We start from the raw sequence: 23,235 nt of genomic DNA on the forward strand, positions 1-23,235 counted from the left end.
TCATGGTGGACATCCGCGAGGTACCCGAGGACGGCATCGCCCGCGCCCAGGAGCACGCCTACCTGGTCTTCCACGACCGGCCCGAGCCGGAAGGGCGCGCCCGCCACCACGCCCTGCTGAGCCGCTGCGACCGCCTCGGCGCCTACGACGGGGACACCCTCGTCGGCTTCATGGCGGCACACCCCTTCCGGCTCACCGTCCCCGGCACCGAACTCGCCTGCCCGGGACTCACCTTCGTCTCCGTCGCCCCCACCCACCGGCGCCGCGGCGTCCTCACCGCCCTCATGGACGAACAACTGCGCCGCGCCCGGGCCGCCGGCAGCCCGCTCGTGTGCCTGTGGGCCTCCGAAGCCGCCATCTACGGCCGCTTCGGCTACGGCCCCGCCACCCAGGGCCTCACCATCGAGATCGACTCCAGCCGGCCGCTCGCCCTGCGCATCGCCCCCGACCCGCGCCCCCTGCGGCTGGTCGACCCCGCCGACGCCCTCGCCGTCATCGGCCCCCGCCACGAGGCCGCCCGCCGCACCCGGGCCGGCCGCCCCAGCCGCAGCCCCGCCCGGTGGACCGAGGAATGGCTCTGCGAACAGGACGAGGAGGACGAGGAGTTGGGACCGCCCCGGATCCTCGTCCTCGGCGCGCCCGGGGAGCCGTTGGAGGGCTACGTCCTCTACCGCACCAAACAAGAGTCCGACGACGGCACCGCCCGCACGCCCGGCCTGGTCCGCGTGGACGAACTGGAGGCCGCCACGCCGGCCGTGGCCGCCGCCCTGTGGACCTACCTGGCCTCCCTCGACCTCACCGGAACCGTCCGCGCCTGGGGCCGCCCGGCGGACGACCCCCTGCTGTCCTTCGCCGCCGACCGCGACCAGGTCAGGGTCACCGCCCAGTATCCGGCGCTCTGGCTGCGCCTGGCCGACGTCAGGCAGGCGCTGACCGCGCGCTCGTGGGCGGCGCCGGTGGAACTCGTCCTGGACCTGGCCGACCCGCGGGTGCCCGCGAACGCCGGACGGTTCCGGCTCAAGGCGGGCCCGGACGGGGCGACGAAGGGGAGCCGTGCCGGGCATGGCGGCGGGGGCGGGCGAGCGGACCGCCCCCGCCGCTGCCCGGCTCAGGCGGGCAGCCCGATCCGCGCCGCCGCCATGCCGAAGCCGCTGTTCAGGACGGCGCTGGACAGCCCGCCGCCCTGCCGGCGCAGATCGTCCTCACCATAACGGTGCGTCTTCAGGTGCCAGTTGAGGATCCCCGCAAGCCAGTCCTGGAGCTCGCCCACGTAGGCGTCGAGACCGGCCCGGCCGGCGGCGTCCAGCCTCCAGTCGTCGTACAGCCGCGGCAACCGGTCGTCGATGATGTGCTGGAACTCCTCGGTGCGCTGCGTCATGAGGGAGTGGCAGATGTGCAGGGCCTGCGGATATCCGATGCCGAAGAAGTTGCGGGTGACGACCAGGTGGTTGTGCATCTCCCCCTCGAACTCCACCTCCTTCTGGTAGGAGAAGATGTCGTTCATGATGCAGGCGATGTCCGCCGCCGCGTTCTCCAGCGAACGGATGGTGCTCGACCGGTAGATCGCGGTGGGGATGCCCCGCCCCTCGTGGCCGAGCCGGCACATGTACATCGTCAGCTGCGAGCCGAAGGTGTGGCGGCGCATCTCGGCATAGTCCACGGGGTCGGGGATCCGGCGATGGGCTTGGTTCTCCACCTCCCACACCCAGCTCTTCAGCATCTCCACCACCGTGCTCCTGAACTCGGCGCGGACGTCCGGGGCCATGTCCCGGCTCGTGCGCACCCACAGGTCGGCAAGGGAACGCTCCATCACGATGACCGGTGCCACCACCGGTGCGGCGCCGTCCAGCGGCATCATCTCGATCAGCCGGGCGGTGGCGGCCTTGGCGGCCGCGATGTCACCGGCCTGCCCGAACACCAGGGGGTAGTAGTCGTCCGCGTACGTGCCCCACGTCAGCCAGCACGCGTTGAGGAGCAGCGCATCGGGGCCGGCGTCGGGATCGATACCGGCGGAGCAGAGGGCGAATTCGTAACCGTTCAGCTTCTGTTCGTCCCAGATGGCCGAACCGGGGTCGCCCGGCTGCGGCTCCAGCATCCCCATGCGCCGCGCCCAGTCCAGCGCCCCTTCGCGCGCGTACTCCAGGTGCGGGCTGAGGGACAGCCGGTAGGGCAGGTGGATGTCGGGGATCACGGACGGGCCGGTGTGCTCGAAGGGGGTGAAGGAGAAGGAGCGGCGGCGCATCTCCACCGACCGGCGGGTGAAGACGGACCCGAGGTCGAACGCGCTGGTCCCGAGCCCGCGCGGCAGGAACGGCAGCGACAGCCGGGCGGTGGGGCTGGCCCCCTCGTTCATGTAGCGGCCGGAGACCATGTGCCACTCGTGCCCCCCGGACTGCCAGTCCTGCAGGCCCTTGACGTAGGCGAGGACGGCCGCGACCTCGGGCGGGGTGAGGGCGTGGTCGGCGAAGAGGCGGGGGAGTTCGGCGAGGGCGGTCTGCTCGAACTGCTGGAGGCGTGAGGTGATCAGGTCGTTGGAGATCTCTGCGGCCTCCTGGGTGGAGCACCCGAGGAAGGTCTCCAGCACCAGGACGGCGTTCGACAGCTCGCCCTCGTCGGTGACTTCGCGCTGGTAGGAGAAGATGTCGTTCCTGACGTGCACGGCGTCGGAGAAGGAGTCCCGCAGCACGGCCAGCGGCCGCGAGTGCGCCACGCGCGCCGGCACCTCGGCGGCCACGTACTCCACCAGCCCGGCCGACCAGGGCGCCCCGCCCACCTTCCGCCGCATCTCGATGTACTCGAGGGGGTTCGCGACGCGCCCGATGCCGATGTTGGCGAGCTCCCACATCGACTCGTCGAGCAGGTTCCTCGTGGACAGGGAGAACCGCTCCCGCCAGTCCGCCGTCATGGCCGGGACAGTACGCGCCCACAGGTCGGCGAGCCCGGCCTCGACGGGATTGGTCGCCTCGGGGAAACCTTCCGCCAGGTCCATCGGCATGAAGGCGGCGAGCCGGTCGAGGTAGGCCTTGGCGCCGTCGCGGTCCTGGGAACGCTTGTACATTTCCAGGAAGTGGTCGTCGAAGAAGAACACCCACACGTACCAGTCGGTGACCAGGGACAGCGCCTCGCCGTCGCAGTCGGGGTGCGTGTATGAGCAGAGCAGCGCGTAGTCGTGCGAGTCGAGGTCCGCCTCGTCCCACACCCCGGACCCCTCCAGCATCCCGAGCCCCCGCGCCCACGTCTTGGTGTGGGCCCTGGCCTCCTCCAGGTGGGGGTTCAGCCGCGCCGGGTACGGCACGTAGAACTCCGGCAGTTGAAACGGCTGCTGCGTCACGAGGGGGCACGCCTTTCGTCCGGCCACGGGGCCCGGCCGACCCGGCCCCCGCACGAGATCAGCACTGCCCTACCCCGCCGGGACCCCGGACAAGGCGCATTTCACCGCTTCAGGTGACACGGCCCCCGTTCCCCGGCGCGGGGGCCCGGCGGGGGGTTAGTCGGAGTCGCCCTCCAGGTTGCCTTCCGTGTCCAGGTAGACCTGGCGGAGGGATTCGAGGATCTGGGGGTCCGGCTTTTCCCACATGCCGCGGGATTCGGCTTCCAGGAGGCGTTCCGCGATGCCGTGGAGGGCCCAGGGGTTGGCCTCCTCCAGGAAGGCGCGGTTCTCGGGGTCCAGGACGTAGGTTTCCGTCAGCTTGTCGTACATCCAGTCGGCTACCACGCCCGTCGTGGCGTCGTAGCCGAAGAGGTAGTCGACCGTCGCCGCGAGTTCGAAGGCGCCCTTGTAGCCGTGGCGGCGCATCGCCTCGATCCACTTGGGGTTGACCACGCGGGCTCGGAAGACCCGGCTGGTTTCTTCGACGAGGGTGCGGGTCTTGACCGTTTCCGGGCGGGTGGAGTCGCCGATGTAGGCCTCGGGGGCCGTGCCGCGCAGGGCGCGGACCGTGGCCACCATGCCGCCGTGGTACTGGAAGTAGTCGTCCGAGTCGGCGATGTCGTGCTCTCGGGTGTCCGTGTTTTTTGCGGCGACCGTGATGCGCTTGTACGCCGTCTCCATCTCGGTGCGGGCCGGGCGGCCTTCGAGGCCGCGGCCGTAGGCGTAGCCGCCCCAGACCGTGTAGACCTCCGCGAGGTCGGCGTCGGTGCGCCAGTCGCGGGAGTCGATCAGCTGGAGGATGCCCGCGCCGTAGGTGCCCGGGCGGGAGCCGAAGATGCGGGTGGTGGCCTTGCGTTCGTCGCCGTGGGCGGCGAGGTCGGCCTGGGCGTGGGCGCGGATGAAGTTCTCGGCGTGCGGTTCGTCCAGGGAGGCCGCCAGGCGGACCGCGTCGTCCAGGAGGCCGATGACGTGCGGGAACGCGTCGCGGAAGAAGCCCGAGATGCGGAGGGTGACGTCGATTCGGGGGCGGGCGAGTTCCGACAGGGGGATCGCTTCGATGCCCGTGACGCGGCGGGAGGCCTCGTCCCAGACCGGGCGGATGCCCAGGAGGGCGAGGGCTTCGGCCACGTCGTCGCCCGCCGTGCGCATCGCGCTCGTGCCCCAGAGGGACAGGCCGACCGAGGCCGGCCACTCGTCGTCGTGGTCCGCGCGGTAGCGGGCCAGGAGGGAGTCGGCCAGGGCCTGGCCCGTCTCCCACGCGAGGCGGGAGGGGACGGCCTTCGGGTCGACCGAGTAGAAGTTGCGGCCCGTCGGGAGGACGTTGACCAGGCCGCGGAGGGGGGAGCCGGAGGGGCCGGCCGGGACGAAGCCGCCGTCCAGGGCGGTGAGGACGTTCGTGATCTCGGCCGTGGTGCCGGCCAGGCGGGGGGCCACCTCGTTCGCCGCGAAGGTGAGGATGTCGGAGACCGCCTGAGGGTGGCCGGCCGAGATGGTGGCTACCGCCTCGGGGGACCAGTTCGCGTCCTCCATCGCCTGGACCAGGGCGCGGGCCGTCTCCTCGACGGTGTCCGCCGCGGTGCGGGTGGCCGCCGACTCGTCGAGGCCGAGGGCCTCGCGCAGGCCGGGCAGGGCGGAGGTGCCGCCCCAGATCTGGCGGGCGCGCAGGATGGACAGGATCAGGTTGACGCGGGCCTCACCGGTCGGGGCGCCGCCCAGGACGTGCAGGCCGTCGCGGATCTGGGCGTCCTTGACCTCGCACAGCCAGCCGTCGACGTGGAGGAGGAAGTCGTCGAAGCCGTCGTCGTCGGGGCGTTCGTCCAGGCCGAGGTCGTGGTCGAGCTTCGCCGCCTGGATCAGGGTCCAGATCTGTGCGCGGATCGCCGGGAGCTTGGACGGGTCCATGGAGCTGATCTGGGCGTACTCGTCCAGGTGCTGTTCGAGGCGGGCGATGTCGCCGTACGACTCGGCGCGCGCCATCGGCGGGACCAGGTGGTCGACCAGGGTGGCGTGCACCCGGCGCTTGGCCTGGGTGCCCTCGCCCGGGTCGTTGACCAGGAAGGGGTAGACGAGGGGGAGGTCGCCGAGGGCCGCGTCCGGGGAGCAGGAGGCGGACAGGCCCGCGTTCTTGCCGGGCAGCCATTCGAGGTTGCCGTGCTTGCCCAGGTGGATCATGGCGTCGGCGCCGAAGCCGCCGTCGGCGGCCGATGCCTGGATCCAGCGGTAGGCGGCCAGGTAGTGGTGCGAGGGCGGCAGGTCCGGGTCGTGGTAGATCGCGATCGGGTTCTCGCCGAAGCCGCGCGGCGGCTGGATGAGGATGAGGAGGTTCCCACGGCGCAGGGCGGCGAGGACGATGTCGCCGTCCGGGTTCGAGGAGCGGTCCACGAACATGTTGCCGGGGGCTTCGCCCCAGTGCTCCTCGACGCTCTCGCGGAGGTCCGCGGGCAGCTCGGCGAACCAGCGCTTGTAGTCGGCCGCCGGGATGCGGACCGGGTTGCGGGCCAGCTGCTCCTCGGTGAGCCAGTCCTGGTCGTGGCCGCCGGCCTCGATCAGGGCGCGGATCAGCTCGTCGCCGTCGCCGGAGACCAGGCCCGGGATGTCGGCGGCGGGGCCGAAGTCGTAACCGGCCGAGATGAGGGTGCGCAGGAGTTCCACCGCGCTGGCCGGGGTGTCCAGGCCGACCGCGTTGCCGATGCGGGAGTGCTTGGTGGGGTACGCGGAGAGGACCAGCGCGATCTTCTTGTCGGCGGCGGCGATGTGCCGCAGGCGGGCGTGGCGGACGGCGATGCCGGCCACGCGGGCGGCGCGTTCGGCGTCGGCGACGTAGGCGGGCAGGCCGTCCTCGTCGATCTCCTTGAAGGAGAACGGGACGGTGATCAGCCGGCCGTCGAACTCGGGCACGGCGACCTGGGTGGCGGCGTCGAGCGGGGACAGGCCCTCGTCGTTCTCCTCCCAGTTGCCGCGCGAGCCCGTCAGGCACAGGGCCTGGAGGATCGGCACGCCGAGACCGGCCAGGGCGCCCGCGTCCCACGACTCGTCGTCCCCGCCCGCCGAGGCGGTGGCGGGGCGGGTGCCGCCGGCGGCGAGGACGGTGGTGATGACCGCGTCCGCGCCGGACAGGGCCTGGAGGAGTTCCGGCTCGGGCGTGCGCAGGGAGGAGACGTACAGGGGGAGCGGGCGGCCGCCCTTGGCCTCGATGGCGTCGCACAGGGCGTGGACGAAGGCGATGTTGCCGCTCATCTGGTGGGCGCGGTAGTAGAGCACCGCGACCTGGGGGCCGGTCGCCTCCGTGGCGGGGCGCTCCAGGGGGCCCCAGGTGGGGGAGGCGGCCGGGGGCTCGAAGCCGTGGCCGGTGAGCAGGACCGTGTCGGAGAGGAAGCGGGCCAGCTGGCCGAGGTTGGCCGGGCCGCCGTGCGCGAGGTAGCCGTGCGCCTCGGCGGCGATGCCGATCGGGACCGTGGAGGCCTCCATCAGCTGGGCGTCCGGGGCCTGTTCGCCGGTCAGGACCACCACGGGGCGGGTCTGGCCGGGGGCGAGGAGCACGTCGAGGCCCTCCTGCCAGGCGCGCAGGCCGCCGAGGAGGCGTACGACGACCAGCTCGGCGCCGTCGAGGAGGCCGGGGAGGTCGTCGAGGGGGAGGCGGGAGGGGTTCGCGAACCGGTACGGCACGGGGCCGCCGGCGGTGTTCGCGGCGCGGGCGCTGAGCAGATCGGTGTCGGACGTCGACAGCAGCAGGATCATGCGGCGGCAGGCCTTCCTCGGGGTTTCCGCGCCCCGGGCAGTGAGGACAGCGGGAGTTCCTGACTCACCCGGCGGATCGCTCCGCGGGGCTCACAGTGGCGGGACCGCGCCGGAATCGCACCGGGCTTCCTCCCATGTCGCCGTCCTCGGCGATGACGGGCCGAGTGGTCCGCCGGAAGGTCATCTTAGGTGGCCTTTTCCCTGGCCGGGAGGTGGGGTGGCCCGGTGGGGTGGGTCGGTCTCGCGGGCGGGTGGGGTGTGGTGGGGTGCGGTGCGGTGCGGTGCGGTGCGGTGCGGTGCGGTGTGCCGTGGGGGCTCTGCCCTCGGGGCTGCGCCGCAAACGCCGGGCGGGGGTGGGGGCCGCTGCGCGGAGCCGTCTCCCCGCCCCGCCCTTTCGCCGTCTCTCCGCCAGCTACCGCTGGGAGGTGCCCCCAGGGGCTCCGCCCCGGACCCCGCGTCTCGGACGCCGGCGAGGCCGGATTTCGCCCGGCGGGGTCCGGACGCTCACGGCGGATCCCCTGGTCGGGGTGGCGACGGACACAGGTCGGGGGTGGGGAATCGTGGGTATGCTCGCGGCCATGCCGCCCCAGCCACCTTCCGCCGCATCGCGGGACGAACCCGTCATACGTGACCGCGGTGACGCCTGTCCCGGCGCGTTGCGGCTGCACGCCGCCGACGACGGCTACCTCGCGCGCGTCCGGATCCCCGGCGGGCTGCTCACCACGCGGCAGGCCGTCGCCCTCGGAGACGCCGCCGACCGGTTCGGCGATGGGCACCTGGAGCTCACCTCCCGCGGCAACGTCCAGCTGCGCGGTCTCGCCGAAGGCTGCGGCGGCGGGCTCGCGGAGCTCCTGGACGGAGCCGGGCTGCTGCCCGCGCCCAGCCATGAGCGGGTGCGCAACATCGTGGCCACCCCGGTGGCCGGGCCCCAAGTCGTGGGCTGGGTCCGGGAACTCGACCGGCTGCTGTGCGCCAGCGCCCGGGCGGCGGAGCTGTCCGGCCGGTTCCTGTTCGCCCTCGACGACGGGCGGGGGGACGTGGCCGCCCTCGACCCCGATGTGACCGTGCTGGCACGCGGTCCCGAGGCCGCCCGCGGCCCGGGAAGTTCCACGGATCCGGACGGCGCGGCGGTCCCTGCGGGTCCTGTCGGTCCCAGGGGTTCCGATGGCCTCGACGGCCGTGGTGGCCTCGACAGCCTTGACGGATTCGGTGGCCGCGACGGCGGCGACGGCCGCGGTGGCCGCGGTGGCCGCGGTGGCCGCGTCGGGCTCAACAGCCCCGGTGGCCCTGACGGCCGCGGTGGCCGCGACAGGCTCAACGGCCCCCACGGCAGGCTCAATGGCCCCGAGGGCCATGGTGGCCTCGACGGATTCGATGGCTGCGAAGGCCGCGAAGGCCGCGAAGGCCGCGATGGCGGTGGCCGCGGTGGCTTCGATGGCCTCGACGGCCGTGGTGGCCTTGACGGTTTCGGTGGCTGCGAAGGCCTCAATAGCCGCGATGGCGGTGGCCTTGACGGCCGCGGTGGCCGCGACGGCCCCGGTGGCCCGAAGGGGGCCGGCGGATCTGGCGGTTCCGGGGCCGGGGCGGAGGCCGGGGTCGGTAGCGGCGGTGGGCGGCGGGCCCTCGTACGGCTCGGAGCCGGGCGTGGTGCCGTCGAGGTCGCGGCCGTCGATGCCGCACGGGCCGCTCTGTGTGCCGCAGAGTACTTCCTCGATGTCGTCGGTACCGCCGGGACCCGGGCCTGGCGGCTTGCCGAATTGCCCCCCGAACACGCCTTGGACGAGTGGGAGTTCGTTCGGCGCCTAGCCGACGCAGGGATCGCCGCCGGGCACGTGCCCGAGGTGGCCTGGCCGTACGCCGAGCCGCCCCGGCCCGGGCGCGTGGGCGCGGCCGGGCTGTGCGTGCTGCCCCCGCTCGGGCGGGTCGGCACCGCGCAGTGGCGGGTCCTGGCCGAGGCCGCCGACGGCGGCGACGGCGAGCTGCGCGTCACCCCGTGGCGCAGCCTCGTCCTCCCGCGCGCGGACGCCGACGGCGCCGCACGCATCGAGGCGGCCGGCCTCGTCGTCCGGCCCGAAAGCCCCTGGCGGGCCGTCACCGCCTGTACGGGCAAGCCCGGTTGCGTCAAGTCCCTCGCGGACGTACGCGCCGACGCGCGTGCCGTCGTAAGGGAACAGAAGGCCGCCGGGGAACTGCCCGTGCACTGGTCGGGCTGCGCCCGCCGGTGCGGGCATCCGCGCGGCACCGCCTGGGCGGACCTCGTCGCCACCCCCGACGGCTACGAACTCGACGGGCGGCCCGTCCCGCACGCAGACCTGGCGGCCGCCCTCACGGCCGCACGCACCACCCCCACCACAACCGAAGCCGCAGTGAAGAAATGAGCGAGTACACCGTGTTCGAGTACGAGAAGGACGGCGCCGCGATCTACCGCCAGTCCTTTGCCACGATCCGCGCCGAGGCGGACCTCTCCGGGCTGCCCGCCTCGGTCGCCCAGGTCGCGGTGCGCATGATTCACGCCTGCGGCATGACCGACCTCCCCCAGGACCTCGGCTACACCCCCGAGGTCGTCCTGCGCGCCCGCGCCGCGCTGCACGCCGGCGCGCCGGTCCTGTGCGACGTGCAGATGGTCGCCAGCGGCGTCACCCGCAAGCGGCTGCCCGCCGGCAACGAGGTGATCTGCACCCTCTCCGACCCGGCCGTGCCCGCGCTCGCCGCGAAGATGGGCACCACCCGCAGCGCCGCAGCCCTCGAAGTCTGGCGCGACCGGGGCCTGTTGGAGAACTCCGTCATCGTCGTCGGCAACGCCCCGACCGCGCTGTTCCGGCTGCTGGAGATGATCGAGGAGGGCGCCCCGCGCCCCGCCGCCGTCATCGGCGTGCCCGTGGGCTTCATCGGCGCCGCCGAGTCCAAGGACGCCCTCGCCGCCCACCCCTCGGGCCTCGACCACCTGATCGTGCGCGGCCGGCGCGGCGGCAGCGCCATCGCGGCCGCCGCGGTCAACGCGATCGCGAGCGAGGAAGAATGAGCGGCACGGACCACAACACGGCGAAGGGCAAGCTGTACGGGGTCGGGCTCGGGCCCGGCGACCCGTCGTTGATGACCCTGCGGGCCGTCGAGGTGATAGCGCAAGCGGACGTCGTCGCCTACCACAGCGCCCGCCACGGCCGTTCCATCGCCCGCTCGATCGCCGCGAAGCACCTGCGCGCCGACCACGTCGAGGAGCCGCTGGTCTACCCGGTCACCACCGAGACCACCGACCACCCCGGCGGCTACCAGGGCGCGATGGAGGAGTTCTACGAGGCCTCCGCCGCCCGCCTGGCCGCGCACCTGGACGCCGGCCGGACCGTCGCCGTGCTCGCGGAGGGCGACCCGCTCTTCTACGGCTCGTACATGCACATGCACAAGCGGCTCGCCGACCGCTACGAGGCGGAGGTCGTCCCCGGCGTCACCTCGGTGAGCGCCGCCGCCGCCCGCCTCGGCACCCCGCTGGTCGAGGGCGAAGAGGTGCTGACGATCCTGCCCGGCACCCTGCCCGAGGAGGAGCTCACCGCCCGCCTCGCCGCCACCGATTCGGCCGTCGTCATGAAGCTCGGCCGTACCTTCCCCGCCGTGCGGCGGGCGATGGAGGGCAGCGGCCGGCTGGCGGAGGCCCGTTACGTCGAGCGCGCCACGATGGAGGGCGAGCGGACCGGGGTCCTCGCGGACACCGACCCCGACAGCGTCCCGTACTTCGCCGTCGCCGTCGTGCCCAGCCGCATCGGCAACCCGGGCAGCGCGCCGTCCGGGCCCGGCGAGGTCGTCGTCGTCGGCACCGGCCCGGCCGGGCCGCTGTGGCTGACCCCCGAGACGAAGCGGGCGCTGGCCGACGCCGAGGTACTGGTCGGGTACACCACCTACCTGGACCGGGTGCCGGTCAAGCCGGGCCAGGTGCGGCACGGCTCCGACAACAAGGTGGAGTCCGAGCGGGCCGAGTTCGCCCTCGACCTCGCCCGGCGCGGCAAGCGGGTCGCGGTGGTGTCCGGCGGCGACCCCGGGGTCTTCGCCATGGCCACGGCGGTCCTGGAGGTGGCCGGCCAGGCCCCCTACGCGGACGTGCCCGTACGGGTGCTGCCGGGCGTGACGGCGGCCAACGCGGCGGCCGCCGCGGCCGGGGCCCCGCTGGGCCACGACTACGCCACCCTCTCGCTCTCCGACCGGCTCAAGCCGTGGGAGGTCATCGCGGAGCGGCTGCGCGCGGCCGCCGCCGCCGATCTGGTGCTCGCCCTGTACAACCCGGGCTCGCGCAGCCGGACCTGGCAGGTGGCCCAGGCACGGGAACTGCTGCTGGAGCTGCGCGCGCCGCAGACGCCGGTGGTCGTGGCCCGGGACGTGGGCGGCCCGGAGCAGTCGGTGCGGATCGTCACGCTGGCCGAACTGGAGCCGTCCGAGGTGGACATGCGGACGATCCTGCTGATCGGCTCCTCGCAGACGCAGGTGACCGAGCGGCCCGACGGGTCGCGGGTGACGTGGACGCCGCGCCGCTATCCGTGACGGTGGTGCCGTGGCCCGGACCGGGATCCCCCGGACCGGGCCGCGGCCGGACCGGGATCCCCCGGACCGGGCCGCGGCCGGACCGTCGTTCCGTCCGGGGCGCGGGACCGGCCGGCGTCGCCCCCGCTCAGCCCGGGCAGCCCGCCAGAGCGTCCGGGCAGCCGTGGACCGTCGCCGGGTCGAGCGTGAGCAGCTGCCACGACACCACCCCGGCCGGCGGCGAGTCCTCCAGGGCGGGGTCGATGTGCGCGTTGAGCGCCGACCCCGCCGGGAGGTTCAGCCGGGTCACCTCCCCGGCGGTGCACGACACGTCGAACGACCGGTCCCCGGAGCCGCCTTCGCGGGACAGCACCAGGGTGACCCGGGAACTCTCCTCGCTGTCACAGGCGATGTCGAAGCGGTACGGGCGCTCCCCGCCGGTCTCCAGGGTCTTCTCCATCCCCGCCTTCAGGAACCCCGTCCCCCGCATGGTCACGCGGGCGCCGGCCGCGACGTCCTTGCCCAGGGTCTCGTCGGCCCGCTGGAGCGCGTCGTCGGGCTCCCAGCCCTGGGGCTCGGGCGCCGCGCCCCCACCGCATCCGGTGACGAGCGCCGACGCGGCGGCGAGGGCCAGGACGAGGGCGAGGGGGTGACGTATCCGCATTCCTCCACCCTAAGGGGCGCGGCCCGCTCCGTCCCCGAGCCAGCGCAGGGCCGCCTCCACCGAATCCGCCCGGGCCGGACCCTCCGGTACCGGCGGACGGCGCACGACCAGCACCGGGATCCCGGCCTCCCGGGCGGCGGTGAGCTTGGGGGCCGTCGCGTCGCCGCCGCTGTCCTTGGTGACCAGGACGTCGATGCGGTGACGGGCCATCAGCTCCCGCTCCTCCTCCAGCCCGAACGGGCCGCGGGCCAGCACGGTCTCCAGGCGGGGCGGCACCGGCCCCTCCGGCGGGTCCACCGAACGCACCAGGAACCAGGTGCCGGTGAGGTGCGCGAAGGCGTGCAGGCCCGTCCGTCCGGTGGTCAGGAAGGCCCGCCCGCCGAGGGACGGCAGCACTGCGGCGGCGCCCGCCAGGTCGTCCGCGAACGTCCAGGCGTCGCCCGGGCCCGGACTCCAGCCCGGCCGCCGCAGCGCCAGCACGGGCACGCCCGTGAGTACCTCCGCCCCGGCCGCGTGGAAGCTCATCCGCTCGGCGAAGGGGTGCGTGGCGTCGACGACGTGCGTGACCCCGTGGGCGGTGATCCAGCGGGCCAGCCCCTCGACCCCGCCGAACCCGCCGATCCGGGTCTCGCCCGGCGGCAGCACCGGCGAGCCGACCCGGCCCGCGAGGGAGTTCGTCACCCGGTACGAGGACGCGTACGCGGGGTCCCGCGCCAGTGCCTCCGCCAGCCGGCGGGCCTCGGTCGTGCCGCCCAGGATCAGGACGTGCCGCGCGGGCTCCCGTACGGTGTGCGGCGGCTCAGCAGACATGCCGGTCGCGCTCGGGGGAGTAGAGGTGGCTGTCGCGGAACTGCTCCGCGCCCAGCGTCCGCCCCACCACGATGACGGCGGTGCGCACCAGTCCCGCCTCCTTCACCTGTCCCGCGATGTCGGCGAGCGTCCCGCGCAGGATCAGCTCGTCGGGGCGGCTGGCCATCGCCACCACCGCCACCGGGCACTCGGCCCCGTAGTGCGGCAGCAGTTCCTCCACGACCCGGTCCACGTAGCGGGTGGCCAGGTGCAGCACCAGCAGGGCGCCGCTGCGGCCGAGCGTGGCCAGGTCCTCGCCGGGCGGCATCGGGGTGGCCTGCTGGGCGATCCGGGTCAGGATCACGGTCTGGCCGACGGTGGGCACGGTCAGCTCCCGCTTGAGGGAGGCCGCCGCCGCCGCGAACGCCGGCACGCCCGGGACGACCTCGTACGGGATGCCCGCCGCGTCCAGGCGCCGCATCTGCTCGGCGACGGCGCTGAAGATGGAGGGGTCGCCCGAGTGCAGCCGCGCCACGTCCAGGCCCGCCTCGTGGGCCCGTACGCACTCGGCGATGATCTCGTCGAGGTTCAGCCGGGAGGTGTCGACCAGCCGGGCCCCCTCGGGGCACTCCTCCAGGAGCTCGCGCGGGACCAGGCTGCCGGCGTAGAGGCAGACCGGGGCGGCGGCGAGGGTGCGGGCGCCGCGTACGGTGATGAGGTCGGCGGCGCCGGGGCCCGCGCCGATGAAGTACACGGTCATGTCATTCTCCTTGGTGCTTCGGCTTCGTCACGGACCACTGGGTGACGGGCATCGCCTGTCGCCAGCCGGTGAAGCCGCCGACCGGCACGGCGTGCGCGACGGACAGCTTCACCAGTTCGCCGCCGAGGCGCCGGTGCTGCCCGGCGAGGACCGCCTCCGACTCCAGCGTCACCGTGTTGACGACCAGCCGGCCGCCGGGCGCGAGCGCCGCCCAGGCGGCGTCGAGCAGGCCCGGCGCGGTGAGCCCGCCGCCGATGAACACGGCGTCGGGGGCGGGCAGTCCCTCCAGGGCCGCCGGGGCCGCGCCGACGACCACGCGCAGGCCCGGGACGCCGAGGGCCGCCGCGTTGCGGGTGATGCGCCCGGCCCGCTCCGGGACGCGTTCGACGGCCACGGCGCGGCAGGAGGGGTGCGTGCGCATCCACTCGATGCCGATCGAGCCGGAGCCGCCGCCGATGTCCCACAGCAGTTCGCCGGGGGCGGGGGCCAGCGCGCAGAGGGTCGCGGCACGGACGTGGCGCTTGGTGAGCTGCCCGTCGTGCTCGTACGCGGCGTCGGGCAGGCCGGGGGTGGCGCCGAGCCGGGGGACCGCCGCGCCGGGATCCCGGCGGCACTCCACGGCGACCACGTTGAGGGGATCGCCCGGCCCGTGCTCCCAGGTGTCCGCGGTGCCCCCGTACACGTCCTCGCGCTCGGAGCCGAGCTGTTCCAGGACCCGCATCCGGCTGGGGCCGAAGCCCCGCTCCCGCAGGAGGGCGGCGATCTCGCCCGGGGTCGCCGCTCCGGCGCTGAGCACCAGCAGCCGCCGCCCCTCGTGCAGTGCGGCCGACACCCGGGCCACGGGCCGGCCGACGACGGTCACGACCTCGGTGTCCTCCACCGGCCAGCCCAGGCGGGCGCAGGCGTAGGAGACGGAGGAGGGGTGCGGGTGGACGCGGAGCGCGTCGGGGCCCAGCTCCTCGCAGAGCGCGCGGCCGATCCCGTAGAACATCGGGTCCCCGCTGGCCAGTACCGCGATCCGGCGCCCGGCGTGCTCGGCCATCAGCTTCGGCACGGCGGGCCGCAGCGGGCTCGGCCACGCCACCCGCAGCCCGGCGCACTCGCCGGCCGGGAGGAGGTCCAGCTGCCGGGGCCCGCCGATCAGCACGTCGGCGCCGGTCAGCGCGCCCCGGGCGGTGTCGGTGAGCCCGGCCCAGCCGTCGGCGCCGAGACCGACGACGGCCACGGCCATGGGGGGTGCTGCGGAGCTCACTGCGGTACCTCGGCAGGGGGAGAGGGCGAATGCGCGGGACGGACCCGCAGCTTACTGGGGCGCGGCCACGGCCCCCCTGCCAGGGTGACCAGCACCGACGCCCCCGCCGCCCCACGGACGCGACCACCGCGAAGGCACGCCCTGCCACCGCCCGTGAGGGTCCCTCGCGCAGCCGGCCCCGCCCGCCGCGGCGGCATGCCGCACCACCGCCTGGGCGGGCCCCTCGCGCCGTCGCCCCGTCGGCCGTCGGCACGCCCTGCCACCGCCCGTGAGGGTCCCTCGCGCAGCCGGCCCCGCCCGCCGCGGCGGCATGCCCCGCCGAACGCCCCTGCGGGTGCTGCGCACCGGCATGCCCCCGTCCGCCCCCGGCACGCCCCCGTCCGCCCCGGACGGAACCTGCCCCGGGTACCCGCGCCGCCCCACACTCGGAAGATGGACGACACTCCGGACAACCACCCAGCAGGCTCGGACGACGCCCACGTACGCCCCCGCGCGGCCGGCCCGGCCCGCGGCCCCGACCACCCCCAGGACGACGGAGACGACGGCGACGGCCACGCCGTGATCCTCGGGGCCGGGCTCGCCGGGCTGCTGACGGCGCGGGTCCTCGCGGAGCACTTCGCCCGCGTGACCGTCCTCGAACGGGACGAACTCCCCGAGCACGGCCCCGCGTTCCGCCCCGGCGTGCCGCAGTCCCGGCACGCGCACGTCCTGTGGTCGCGCGGCATCGAGGTCATGGAGCGGCTGCTCCCCGGGATCACGGCCGAGCTGACCGGCGCCGGCGCCGCACTCCTCGAATCCCCGCGCGACTTCCTCTGGCTCAGCCCGGCCGACTGGTTCCAGCCCGTCCCCGGAGCCAGGATGCTGGTCGGCAGCCGCGAGCTGCTCGACTGGACGCTGTGCCGGGCCGTGCGCCGGGACCGCCGCATCGAAGTGCTGGGCGGCCGGCTCGTGACCGGGCTCGTCGCCGGCCCGGACGGCCGCTCCGTCACCGGCGTCACCCTGCGCGACCGCGCCCCGCTGGCCGCCCGCCTGGTGGTCGACGCCACCGGCCGCACCTCCCGGACCCCCGCCTGGCTCGCCGCCCTCGGCCACCCCGCCCCCGAGGTCACCCGGTACGACTCCCACCTCGGCTACTCCAGCCGCCTCTACGCCCTCCCCGACGCTCCGGCCGCCGGGCCGGCGGCCCGGCGCTGGCGCGGGATGTACGTCCAGGGCCGCACCGACCTCCCGCGCGGCGGAGTGCTCGTCCCGCTGGAGGACGGCCGCTGGCTGGCCACCCTCGTCGGCAACGGCGAGCACGCCCCGCCGACGAAGGACCCCGATTTCCTGGAGTTCACCCGCACCCTGCGCAGCCCCGCCCTCTACGAGGCCGTCCGCGACGCCGAACCGCTCACCGAACCCGCCGGCTTCCGCGCCACCGCCAACGAGTGGCGCCACTACGAGCGGCTGGACCGCTGGCCCGACGGCCTCCTCGTCATCGGTGACGCCGCCTGCCGCTTCAACCCCGTGTACGGGCACGGCATGACCGTGGCCGCCACCGCCGCGCACGCCCTCGGCGAGGCCCTGGCCGGCCTGCCGGCCCGGCGGATCCCCGCCGAGTGCCCCACCCTCCAGCGGCGTACGGCGGCGGCCTCCGCGGTTGCCTGGCAGATCGCCACCAGCGAGGACCTCCGCTACCCCTGGACCGAGGGCCCGCCGCCCGACCGCGCGACCCGGGTCCTCCAGCGCTACATGTCCCGCGTCATGGCCGGCGCGAACTCCGACCCGGCCATCTCGGCCCCCTTCTTCGGCGTCCTGTCCCTGTCCGCCCCGCCGAACACCCTCCTCGCCCCCGGCACGATGCTGCGCGTCCTGTCGAAGTGGCGCCTGCCCACCGCCCCCGACGCCCCGCCCTACCCGCCGCACCACACCCGGTAGCAGGGCAGGGCCGGCGGCCGCGCGGTCCTCAGTCGCGCACGGCCCGCTCGTACAGGGCCCGTATGTCGTCCCCGAAGTAGCTGCTGAACGAGGTGGTCTCGTCCCCGCCCCCGTCCCGCCCGCCGATGACCCCGATCAGAGCGTTCCCGGCGCTGAGGACGGGACCGCCGCTGGTGCCGTTGGGGACGTCCGCGCAGTCGAACCGCAGCTGCGCGGGCCCGTCGGCCACGGCAGTGTTCGCGCAGCCCAGCGGCCGCTCGGTGTCGTTCGGGTACCCCACCAGCCGGGCCGGCACCGGCAGTTGCTGGCCGAAGCGGACGGGGTGCGCCCCCGTGACGTCCTCCAGCCGCTGCCCCGGGTGCCCGGCGCGGCGCACCCGTATGAAGGCCACGTCGACGTCCGGGTCGGAGTCGCGCACCCACCGCGGGTCCACGTCGATCCGCGTGGGCACCCACACCCCGTAGGGCGCCTTGCCCTCCTCGTACCCGGGCACGAAGGCCAGGTTGTTGCGGAACCCGCCCGCGTACACGCAGTGCGCCGCGGTGACGACGAGGTCCCCGGCGGCGGAGTGCACCACGCTCCCCGAGCAGTGGTGGTCGTCGTCCCAGTCCAGGCCGGGCGAGAACAGCGCTCCGACGGCGGGCTCGGCCGGCACCTCCCGGGCCTCCAGCGGCTCGGACGCCTTCCAGTCGCCCTCCGCGAAGGCCCGTACCGGCGGCTGGGCCTCCGGGGCCCCCTCGGTCAGCTTCTCCAGCGCCGCGGCGGCGGACTCGTCGGCGAGCGCGGCGTCCTGCACGTACCGCCCCTGCTCACCGTCCCCGCGGGCGACGGTCCCCATTCGGCCCATGCCGAAGGCCACCCCGGCGGCCACCAGGGCGCAGCACACGCCCGCCAGCACGCAGACCCGTACGGCCCTGCCCGTCATCGCGCCACTCCCGCCGCCGAGGATCACCCGTCAACACCCCGGAACGGCCGGCCGTCCCCAGGGGTTCCCGGCCGGAATGTGCCCCTCCTCACAACCCTCCTCACGGCCCGTCCCCGGCCCGCCATCCCCAGTCCTTCCCCTCTTCACCCAACTCCCCTACGCTCCAGGCGCCTTACCACTCGGTAACCCAGGGGAGCCGCACACCCATGTCCATCCGCACCCGCCTGCGCGCGGCAGCCGCACTGCTGACCGCTGCCCTCGCGACCGTCGCCGTATCCGCCACCCCGGCAGCCTCCGCCCCCACGGGCGCCTCCGCGACCGGCGACCTCCGGTACTCCGCGTCCACCGGCGTGGGAGTCCACAACGCCTACGAGAAGGCCAAGTACCCCTACCTCGCGGACGCCCTGGACTCGGGCGCGGCCATGCTGGAGCTGGACGTCTGGACCAACTTCTTCGGCAGCTCCTGGCGCGTCTCCCACGACAACCCCTTCGGCAACGACAACAACTGCGAGAACGCCGCCACCCCCGCCCAGCTGCGCACGAAGTCCCGCGACCAGAACCTTGCGGGCTGCCTCTCCGACATCCGCAGCTGGCACGACGCCCACCCCGGCCACCGCCCGGTCGTCCTCAAGCTGGAGCTCAAGGACGGTTTCGCCGCGAACCTGGGCCGGGGCCCGGCCGCGCTCGACTCCCTCCTCACCTCGAAGCTGGGCGACGCCCTCTACACCCCCGGCCGGCTGGCCGCCGGCTACCCCGACCTGGATACGGCGGCCCGCGCCGACGCCTGGCCGACCCGGGTGCAGATGGCGGGCAAGTTCCTGGTCGAGCTGATCCCGGGCACCCTGGAGGAGGGCAACAGCGCGGACAGGCTCTGGACGGACCGCGAGTACGCCGAGTACCTGCGCGACCACCTCTCCACGGCCGCCGCCTTCCCGGCGGTCCACCGCGCCGAGGCGGGCGACCCCCGGAGCCGCTACGCGGACCCGGCCCTGCGCCCCTGGTTCGTCGTCTTCGACGGCGACGCGTCCGCCTACGCCTCGGGCACGATCGACACCGCCTGGTACGACCGCAACCACTACCTCCTGATCGCCACGGACGCCCAGAACGTCTCCCCGGCGATCGACGCGGTCCACCCCACGGAGGCCCAGGCCCGCGACCGGGTGGCGCTGATGGCGGGCCACCACGCCTCGATCACCTCCGCGGACTGGTACCCCCTGCCCTCGGTCCTCGCCACGGTCCTGCCCCGCGGCTGACCCGCACAGCGGAAGACGAGCGCCCCGCCGGGCGGTCCCGGCGGGGCGCTCGCGCGTGCGCGCCCGGGGTCAGGGGGCGGACGGGGAGAGCTGGAGGGTGGTGGTCGTGGCGGATTCGCGCAGGACCTGGAGGCGGGTGCCGGTGTCCGGGACCTTGACGCCCACCTGGGGCAGGTCCGCGTTCCAGTAGGAGGTGCGGTGGTCGTCGAAGACGGCGACGCCCGGGCGGGAGGGGACGGTCAGGGTGCTGCCGGTCTTGTGGAAGGTGACGCGGTCGGCGGGGCGGGTGGAGAAGGTCGCGTCGAAGGTCTGGGCCCGGGCGTTGGCCAAGGTTCCGTCGGGGTAGCGGAGGGCGTCCGGGCGGGCGTCGACCGGGAGGATCAGGCCCGAACCCGGGTGCGCCTTCGTGGTGTTGTCGCTGTAGGCGGTGTCCCAGAGCCAGAGCAGCACGCCCTGCTGGTAGGGGTAGAACTCGACCCGGTTGTCCGTGGAGGTGAAGTTGTACGGACCGGTGCGCAGGTAGGAGCCGTAGCCCGTGTAGCGGCGGTTCTCCGCGAAGTAGGCGCGCGGGTGGGACTCCGTGCCCGTGCGGCCCTCGGTGCGGGACCACTTGCGGGCCGTCCAGTCGCCGGTTCCGTTCTCGGCACCGTCGGTGAAGAGGGTGCGGCCGTCGGCGTCCGAGGTGATGCGCAGGTCGTCGAAGGTGACGCCGCGGCCGTGGGTGTTGCCGTCCGAGGTGGCGTGGAAGCGGATCCGGGTGGTGGCGGCCGGGAGCGGGACCTTGAGTTCGGTCCAGCCGGCCGAGGCGCCGGAGACCCCCTTCGCGGGGATGGCCGTCCCGTTCACCGTGCCGGGCAGCGGGGTCCAGGTGGCGCCGTCGTCGGAGGAGCCTTCGACCGTGAGGAAGTCGAAGTCCTGCTCCGTGTCGTACCAGAGGCGGGCTCCGAGGGTCGCCGGCCCGCCGGAGAGGCCGACGGTGCGGGTGAGGGTGTTGTCCATGAAGTCACCGGTGCCGCTCCACCACTGGCTCGCGCCCTCGTACGGGTCGGTGAGCTCGGTGCGGGTGGTGGAGGGCGGGAGGTGGACCAGGAGGGCCTGGGGGTCCTGGGTGTTGTAGCCCGAGACGCCCAGGGTGGCGCGCGTCCTGCGGCCCGCGTCGGCCTCCGTGTAGTCCAGCCAGCCCAGCTGGAGCTTGCTCCACGGGTCCAGGTCGCCGGGGAACTGCCCCGTGGTGTTGGGGCCCTTGCCCAGGTAGGAGGCCGAGGACATCAGGGACCAGAAGTTGACGGCGTTGTCCCCGTCCGAGCTGTACAGGTCGGGCAGGCCCAGGTCGTGGCCGAACTCGTGGGAGAAGAGGCCCGCGCCGCTGTTCTCGCCGCCGGTGAGGTAGTCGCCGGCCCAGATGCCGGAGTCGCCGACCGGGGTGCCGCCCGCCTTGTTGCCGGCCGGGCCCGCGGTGCCGGCCTGGTCCCAGTAGGCGAACCAGCGGTGGGCCCAGATGGCGTCCTTGCCCTGGTCGCCGCCGCCCCAGGTCTGGTCCTTGCCCGCGTGGACGATCACCAGGTGGTCGAGGTAGCCGTCGGGCTCGTTGAAGTTGCCGTCGTGGTCGGCGTCGTAGCGGTCCCACACGTCGTACGGGGCGAGCTCGGCCTTGATCTCCTCCGGCGTACGGCCCTTGGCGAGTTCGGAGTCGTACCAGGCCTTGGTGGCGTCGCGCACCAGGTCCCAGTTGGTGCGGCACTGGCCGGACTCGGTGCACTTGTCCGTGCCGTAACGGGCCTCGTTGTAGGGGAGCTTGACCCAGTCGGTGATCGTGCCGTCGAGGTCGTAGCGGCCGGAGGACTGGAGGTTGTAGTAGGCCCGCATCGAGGCCGCGCCCGGGTCGGCGGAGAAGAACTGCTGCCGGTAGAAGTCCCGGTCGAAGTCCTTGCGCCAGAGGGTGTGGTTGTCGTCCTTGGGCGGCTTGGCGATGGTGTTGTGCACGGGGCCGGGGGTGCCGCCGAAGCGGGGGTCCGTCTCGTCGCCGAACTCGGCGAGGATGACGAACACCTTGTCCTTGCGCTCCTGCGAGAGCTCGACGTACTGGTCGCCGATCCTGGCGGTACGGGGGGCCGGGCCGGCCCGGCGCGATCCGCCTGCGCCGCCGCTCGCCGCGACGCCCTCCATGGCCTGGCGGCGCAGGGCCTGGCGCTGGAGTTCGAGGGGCGCGGGCGGCGGGGCGGCCTCCTGTCCGGCCTGCGGGGCGGCGGGGGCCGGCGGGGGCGGGGCGGCCGCCTGGGCGGGGGTGGCGAGGAAGGCGAGAGCGGTGAGTGATATCGCCGCTCCCGCCGCGGCAAGTCTGCGCAACGGGGGTGACCTTTCCGGGAGTTGGGGCGCAGGTAATATTTCACATGTCACAGGTGACGGCTAGAGGGCGTGAGGCGAGGGGCCGGGGCCCGTGGGGCGCCGCGCGGGGCGAGGTCCCCTGCCCGCCCTTCCTCCGTGCCCAGGGGCTCCACCCCTGCCCCCAAAATCCGGCGCCGCCGGCGTTCGAGGCGCTGGGGGCCCGGGGGCGGAGCCCGGGAACGGGGTCCGGGGGAGAAACGGCGAAAGGGCGGGACCGGGAGACGGCTCCGCGCAGCGGTACGCCCGCGCGGGAGCCCGGCGGTGCCGTTTCCCCGGGGGCGCGGCCTCGTTGAGGCGAGCGGAGGCCGCAGCCGGTGCGGCCCGACGCAGCCGAGCGCACAGGGGGCCCGCGCATGCTCAGCCAACGCCACCGCGACCGCCGGAGGCGGCCCCACGCCCCGTACGGGCCGGACCGGGACGCCCTCGGCGCCGGCCGTGACCGTGAACGCCGTCGATATCCGGCCCGGGACCCTCTCGGTGTCCGCCCCGGCCGGCCCTGCGAAGCCCCGCCGGAGGCGTCGTGAGCGGCCCGGACGGCCGGGAGGGCCCGGAGGGCGTGGCCCCGCTCCCCGCGCAGGGGTACGCGACCCTCACCTTCGAGGCGCCGGCGGAGCGCCCCGGCATCGGGGCCGCCGCCCCCGACCGCACGCCCCCCGGCGGCTGGCACCTGCCCTGGGACCGGCTCGGCACCGCCGAAGCCGCTCGCGTGCTCGGGCAACTCCGCGCAGGGCAGTACGAGTTCCACACCTCGGGCGTCACCGGTGAGCCCGTCCGACGGGTCCTGTCCGGCGAACTGCTCGCGGCCGACGCCGCGCACGCCGCCCGCCTGCTGGCCCCGTACGCCCCCGGGGCCGTCGTCAGCTTCGTCCCGCCCCGGCACGCCTTCGGGGCCTCCGCCACGATGATGCTGCCCGCCCTCACCGGGCTGCCGGTGTGGTTCTGGCCCGCCGACGACTGCCCGCCCCCGCCCGTCGCCGCCCGGCGGATCGCCGTCGTCGCCATCCCGCGGACCTTCCGGGCCCTGGCCCGCCACCCGCGCTGGACGGCCTCCTTCGAACACCTCGTCCTCCTCCACGGCTCCGCCGAACTCCCGCCCGAGGCACGCCGGTTCCGGGACGACCCACGCATCGACCTGATCGAGCTGCTGGGCTCCACCGAGACCGGTGCCGTCGCGCACCGCAGCGGCTGGGACCCGCAGGGGGCGTGGACCCTCCTGGACGACGTCGCCTTCGCCGCCCCGGCCGTCGGCGCAGAGGGCCCGCTCACCGTCACCGGCCCCCGCCTCGCGGCCCTCCCCGACGGAGGCCGCCCAGCGCACCACGAGATGGACGACCTCGTGCACCGCCTCGGCGACCGGCTCTTCCTGCGCCGCGGCCGCCGCGCCCACCTGCTCAAGGCCAACGGGATCCGGCACGACCTGGGCGCCATCGCCGCCCGGCTGGCCGCCGCACTCCCCGGGGCGGACGTGGCCTGCGTGCGCACCCCCGGACCGCGGGGCGGCGAGGCGTACGACATCCTCGTCGCCGGGGGAGGCCCCCTGACCGCGGAGGGCGTACGCGCCGCCGCCCGCGGCCTCGGCGCCGAACCCCGACGGGTCCACCTCGTCGACCACATCCCGCGCGGCCCCCTCGGCAAACCGCTGGCCGTCCCCCCACAACCCCCCGCATGACCCTCCC

Annotated in this window: 15 protein-coding genes, 1 pseudogene and 1 riboswitch; of the genes and pseudogenes, 8 read left to right on the forward strand and 8 right to left on the reverse strand. The window is 74.7% G+C overall.

Annotated features, from left to right (window positions below):
• The first annotated feature begins 2 nt into the window (after nucleotides 1-2).
• Nucleotides 3-1,211: a GNAT family N-acetyltransferase gene (locus tag BX286_RS28495; protein WP_121016672.1), complete on the forward strand. Its 1,209-nt coding sequence runs from the start codon at nucleotides 3-5 to the stop codon at nucleotides 1,209-1,211.
• On the opposite strand, the gene BX286_RS28500 is transcribed toward BX286_RS28495, so the two are convergent.
• On the reverse strand, nucleotides 1,109-3,331 hold the full coding sequence (locus tag BX286_RS28500) for a terpene synthase family protein (protein WP_121016674.1): 2,223 nt from the start codon (nucleotides 3,329-3,331) through the stop codon (nucleotides 1,109-1,111). The genes BX286_RS28495 and BX286_RS28500 overlap by 103 nt on opposite strands.
• Before the next feature lie 156 nt (nucleotides 3,332-3,487).
• The gene (gene cobN / locus BX286_RS28505) at nucleotides 3,488-7,108 is read right to left on the reverse strand and encodes a cobaltochelatase subunit CobN (protein WP_121016675.1); all 3,621 of its coding nucleotides are present in this window, start codon (nucleotides 7,106-7,108) and stop codon (nucleotides 3,488-3,490) included.
• A 32-nt stretch (nucleotides 7,109-7,140) separates the two neighbouring features.
• A riboswitch (cobalamin riboswitch) is annotated at nucleotides 7,141-7,298 on the reverse strand.
• Nucleotides 7,299-7,674: 376 nt separating this feature from the next.
• Here cobN and BX286_RS37910 point away from each other — a divergent pair.
• The 4 genes and pseudogenes from BX286_RS37910 to BX286_RS28525 form a co-directional block, all read left to right on the forward strand.
• A pseudogene (locus tag BX286_RS37910) lies at nucleotides 7,675-8,188 on the forward strand (cobalamin biosynthesis protein CobG); the annotation flags it as partial.
• A complete protein-coding gene (locus BX286_RS38095; RefSeq protein ID WP_398898903.1) occupies nucleotides 8,173-9,486 on the forward strand; it encodes a hypothetical protein in 1,314 nt (437 codons plus the stop codon). The pseudogene BX286_RS37910 and the gene BX286_RS38095, both read left to right, overlap by 16 nt.
• Nucleotides 9,483-10,130, forward strand: coding sequence for a precorrin-8X methylmutase (locus tag BX286_RS28520; RefSeq protein ID WP_121016677.1), 648 nt, complete (start codon nucleotides 9,483-9,485; stop codon nucleotides 10,128-10,130). Before BX286_RS38095 ends, BX286_RS28520 begins: the two co-directional genes overlap by 4 nt.
• Entirely contained in the window at nucleotides 10,127-11,635 is a 1,509-nt protein-coding gene (locus BX286_RS28525; RefSeq protein WP_079430368.1) for a precorrin-2 C(20)-methyltransferase, read from the forward strand. Before BX286_RS28520 ends, BX286_RS28525 begins: the two co-directional genes overlap by 4 nt.
• Before the next feature lie 127 nt (nucleotides 11,636-11,762).
• On the opposite strand, the gene BX286_RS28530 is transcribed toward BX286_RS28525, so the two are convergent.
• From BX286_RS28530 to cbiE, 4 genes are read right to left on the reverse strand one after another with little or no spacing between them, the layout of a single operon-like run.
• Nucleotides 11,763-12,278 (reverse strand): hypothetical protein, encoded by a 516-nt coding sequence (locus tag BX286_RS28530; protein WP_100862600.1) that lies wholly within the window; start codon nucleotides 12,276-12,278, stop codon nucleotides 11,763-11,765.
• A 9-nt stretch (nucleotides 12,279-12,287) separates the two neighbouring features.
• Nucleotides 12,288-13,088: a cobalt-precorrin-6A reductase gene (locus tag BX286_RS28535; protein ID WP_121016678.1), complete on the reverse strand. Its 801-nt coding sequence runs from the start codon at nucleotides 13,086-13,088 to the stop codon at nucleotides 12,288-12,290.
• On the reverse strand, nucleotides 13,078-13,827 hold the full coding sequence (gene cobM / locus BX286_RS28540) for a precorrin-4 C(11)-methyltransferase (protein ID WP_079430371.1): 750 nt from the start codon (nucleotides 13,825-13,827) through the stop codon (nucleotides 13,078-13,080). Before cobM ends, BX286_RS28535 begins: the two co-directional genes overlap by 11 nt.
• A 1-nt stretch (nucleotide 13,828) precedes the next feature.
• On the reverse strand, nucleotides 13,829-15,058 hold the full coding sequence (cbiE, locus tag BX286_RS28545; RefSeq protein ID WP_121016680.1) for a precorrin-6y C5,15-methyltransferase (decarboxylating) subunit CbiE: 1,230 nt from the start codon (nucleotides 15,056-15,058) through the stop codon (nucleotides 13,829-13,831).
• Nucleotides 15,059-15,511: 453 nt separating this feature from the next.
• Here cbiE and BX286_RS28550 point away from each other — a divergent pair, with 453 nt between their 5' ends.
• The gene (locus BX286_RS28550; protein WP_187344209.1) at nucleotides 15,512-16,996 is read left to right on the forward strand and encodes an NAD(P)/FAD-dependent oxidoreductase; all 1,485 of its coding nucleotides are present in this window, start codon (nucleotides 15,512-15,514) and stop codon (nucleotides 16,994-16,996) included.
• 28 nt (nucleotides 16,997-17,024) lie between these two features.
• On the opposite strand, the gene BX286_RS28555 is transcribed toward BX286_RS28550, so the two are convergent.
• Complete coding sequence (locus BX286_RS28555) at nucleotides 17,025-17,921, reverse strand: serine protease (RefSeq protein ID WP_121016681.1); 897 nt, start codon at nucleotides 17,919-17,921, stop codon at nucleotides 17,025-17,027.
• 206 nt (nucleotides 17,922-18,127) lie between these two features.
• Between BX286_RS28555 and BX286_RS28560 the strand changes: the two genes are divergently transcribed.
• Nucleotides 18,128-19,174, forward strand: coding sequence for a phosphatidylinositol-specific phospholipase C domain-containing protein (locus BX286_RS28560; RefSeq protein ID WP_079430374.1), 1,047 nt, complete (start codon nucleotides 18,128-18,130; stop codon nucleotides 19,172-19,174).
• Nucleotides 19,175-19,243: 69 nt separating this feature from the next.
• On the opposite strand, the gene BX286_RS28565 is transcribed toward BX286_RS28560, so the two are convergent.
• Nucleotides 19,244-21,520, reverse strand: a complete 2,277-nt coding sequence (locus BX286_RS28565; protein WP_121016683.1) for an immune inhibitor A domain-containing protein — start codon at nucleotides 21,518-21,520, stop codon at nucleotides 19,244-19,246.
• Between the two features lie 559 nt (nucleotides 21,521-22,079).
• On the opposite strand from BX286_RS28565, the gene BX286_RS28570 reads away from it, so the two are divergent.
• Nucleotides 22,080-23,228, forward strand: a complete 1,149-nt coding sequence (locus BX286_RS28570; RefSeq protein ID WP_079430376.1) for an AMP-binding protein — start codon at nucleotides 22,080-22,082, stop codon at nucleotides 23,226-23,228.
• Nucleotides 23,229-23,235: the final 7 nt, after the last annotated feature.

The sequence above is a fragment of the Streptomyces sp. 3211.6 genome (assembly GCF_003634815.1).
Lineage (GTDB): Bacteria > Actinomycetota > Actinomycetes > Streptomycetales > Streptomycetaceae > Streptomyces > Streptomyces katrae_A.

Bases quoted from the DNA above. Each gene is read 5' to 3' on its own strand.
- BX286_RS28495 (WP_121016672.1), top strand. From the start codon at position 3: ATGGTGGACATCCGCGAGGTACCCGAGGACGGCATCGCCCGCGCCCAG.
- cobN (WP_121016675.1), bottom strand. From the start codon at position 7,108: ATGATCCTGCTGCTGTCGACGTCCGACACCGATCTGCTCAGCGCCCGC.
- BX286_RS28520 (WP_121016677.1), top strand. From the start codon at position 9,483: ATGAGCGAGTACACCGTGTTCGAGTACGAGAAGGACGGCGCCGCGATC.
- BX286_RS28525 (WP_079430368.1), top strand. From the start codon at position 10,127: ATGAGCGGCACGGACCACAACACGGCGAAGGGCAAGCTGTACGGGGTC.
- BX286_RS28530 (WP_100862600.1), bottom strand. From the start codon at position 12,278: ATGCGGATACGTCACCCCCTCGCCCTCGTCCTGGCCCTCGCCGCCGCG.
- BX286_RS28535 (WP_121016678.1), bottom strand. From the start codon at position 13,088: ATGTCTGCTGAGCCGCCGCACACCGTACGGGAGCCCGCGCGGCACGTC.
- cobM (WP_079430371.1), bottom strand. From the start codon at position 13,827: ATGACCGTGTACTTCATCGGCGCGGGCCCCGGCGCCGCCGACCTCATC.
- cbiE (WP_121016680.1), bottom strand. From the start codon at position 15,058: ATGGCCGTGGCCGTCGTCGGTCTCGGCGCCGACGGCTGGGCCGGGCTC.
- BX286_RS28550 (WP_187344209.1), top strand. From the start codon at position 15,512: ATGGACGACACTCCGGACAACCACCCAGCAGGCTCGGACGACGCCCAC.
- BX286_RS28555 (WP_121016681.1), bottom strand. From the start codon at position 17,921: ATGACGGGCAGGGCCGTACGGGTCTGCGTGCTGGCGGGCGTGTGCTGC.
- BX286_RS28560 (WP_079430374.1), top strand. From the start codon at position 18,128: ATGTCCATCCGCACCCGCCTGCGCGCGGCAGCCGCACTGCTGACCGCT.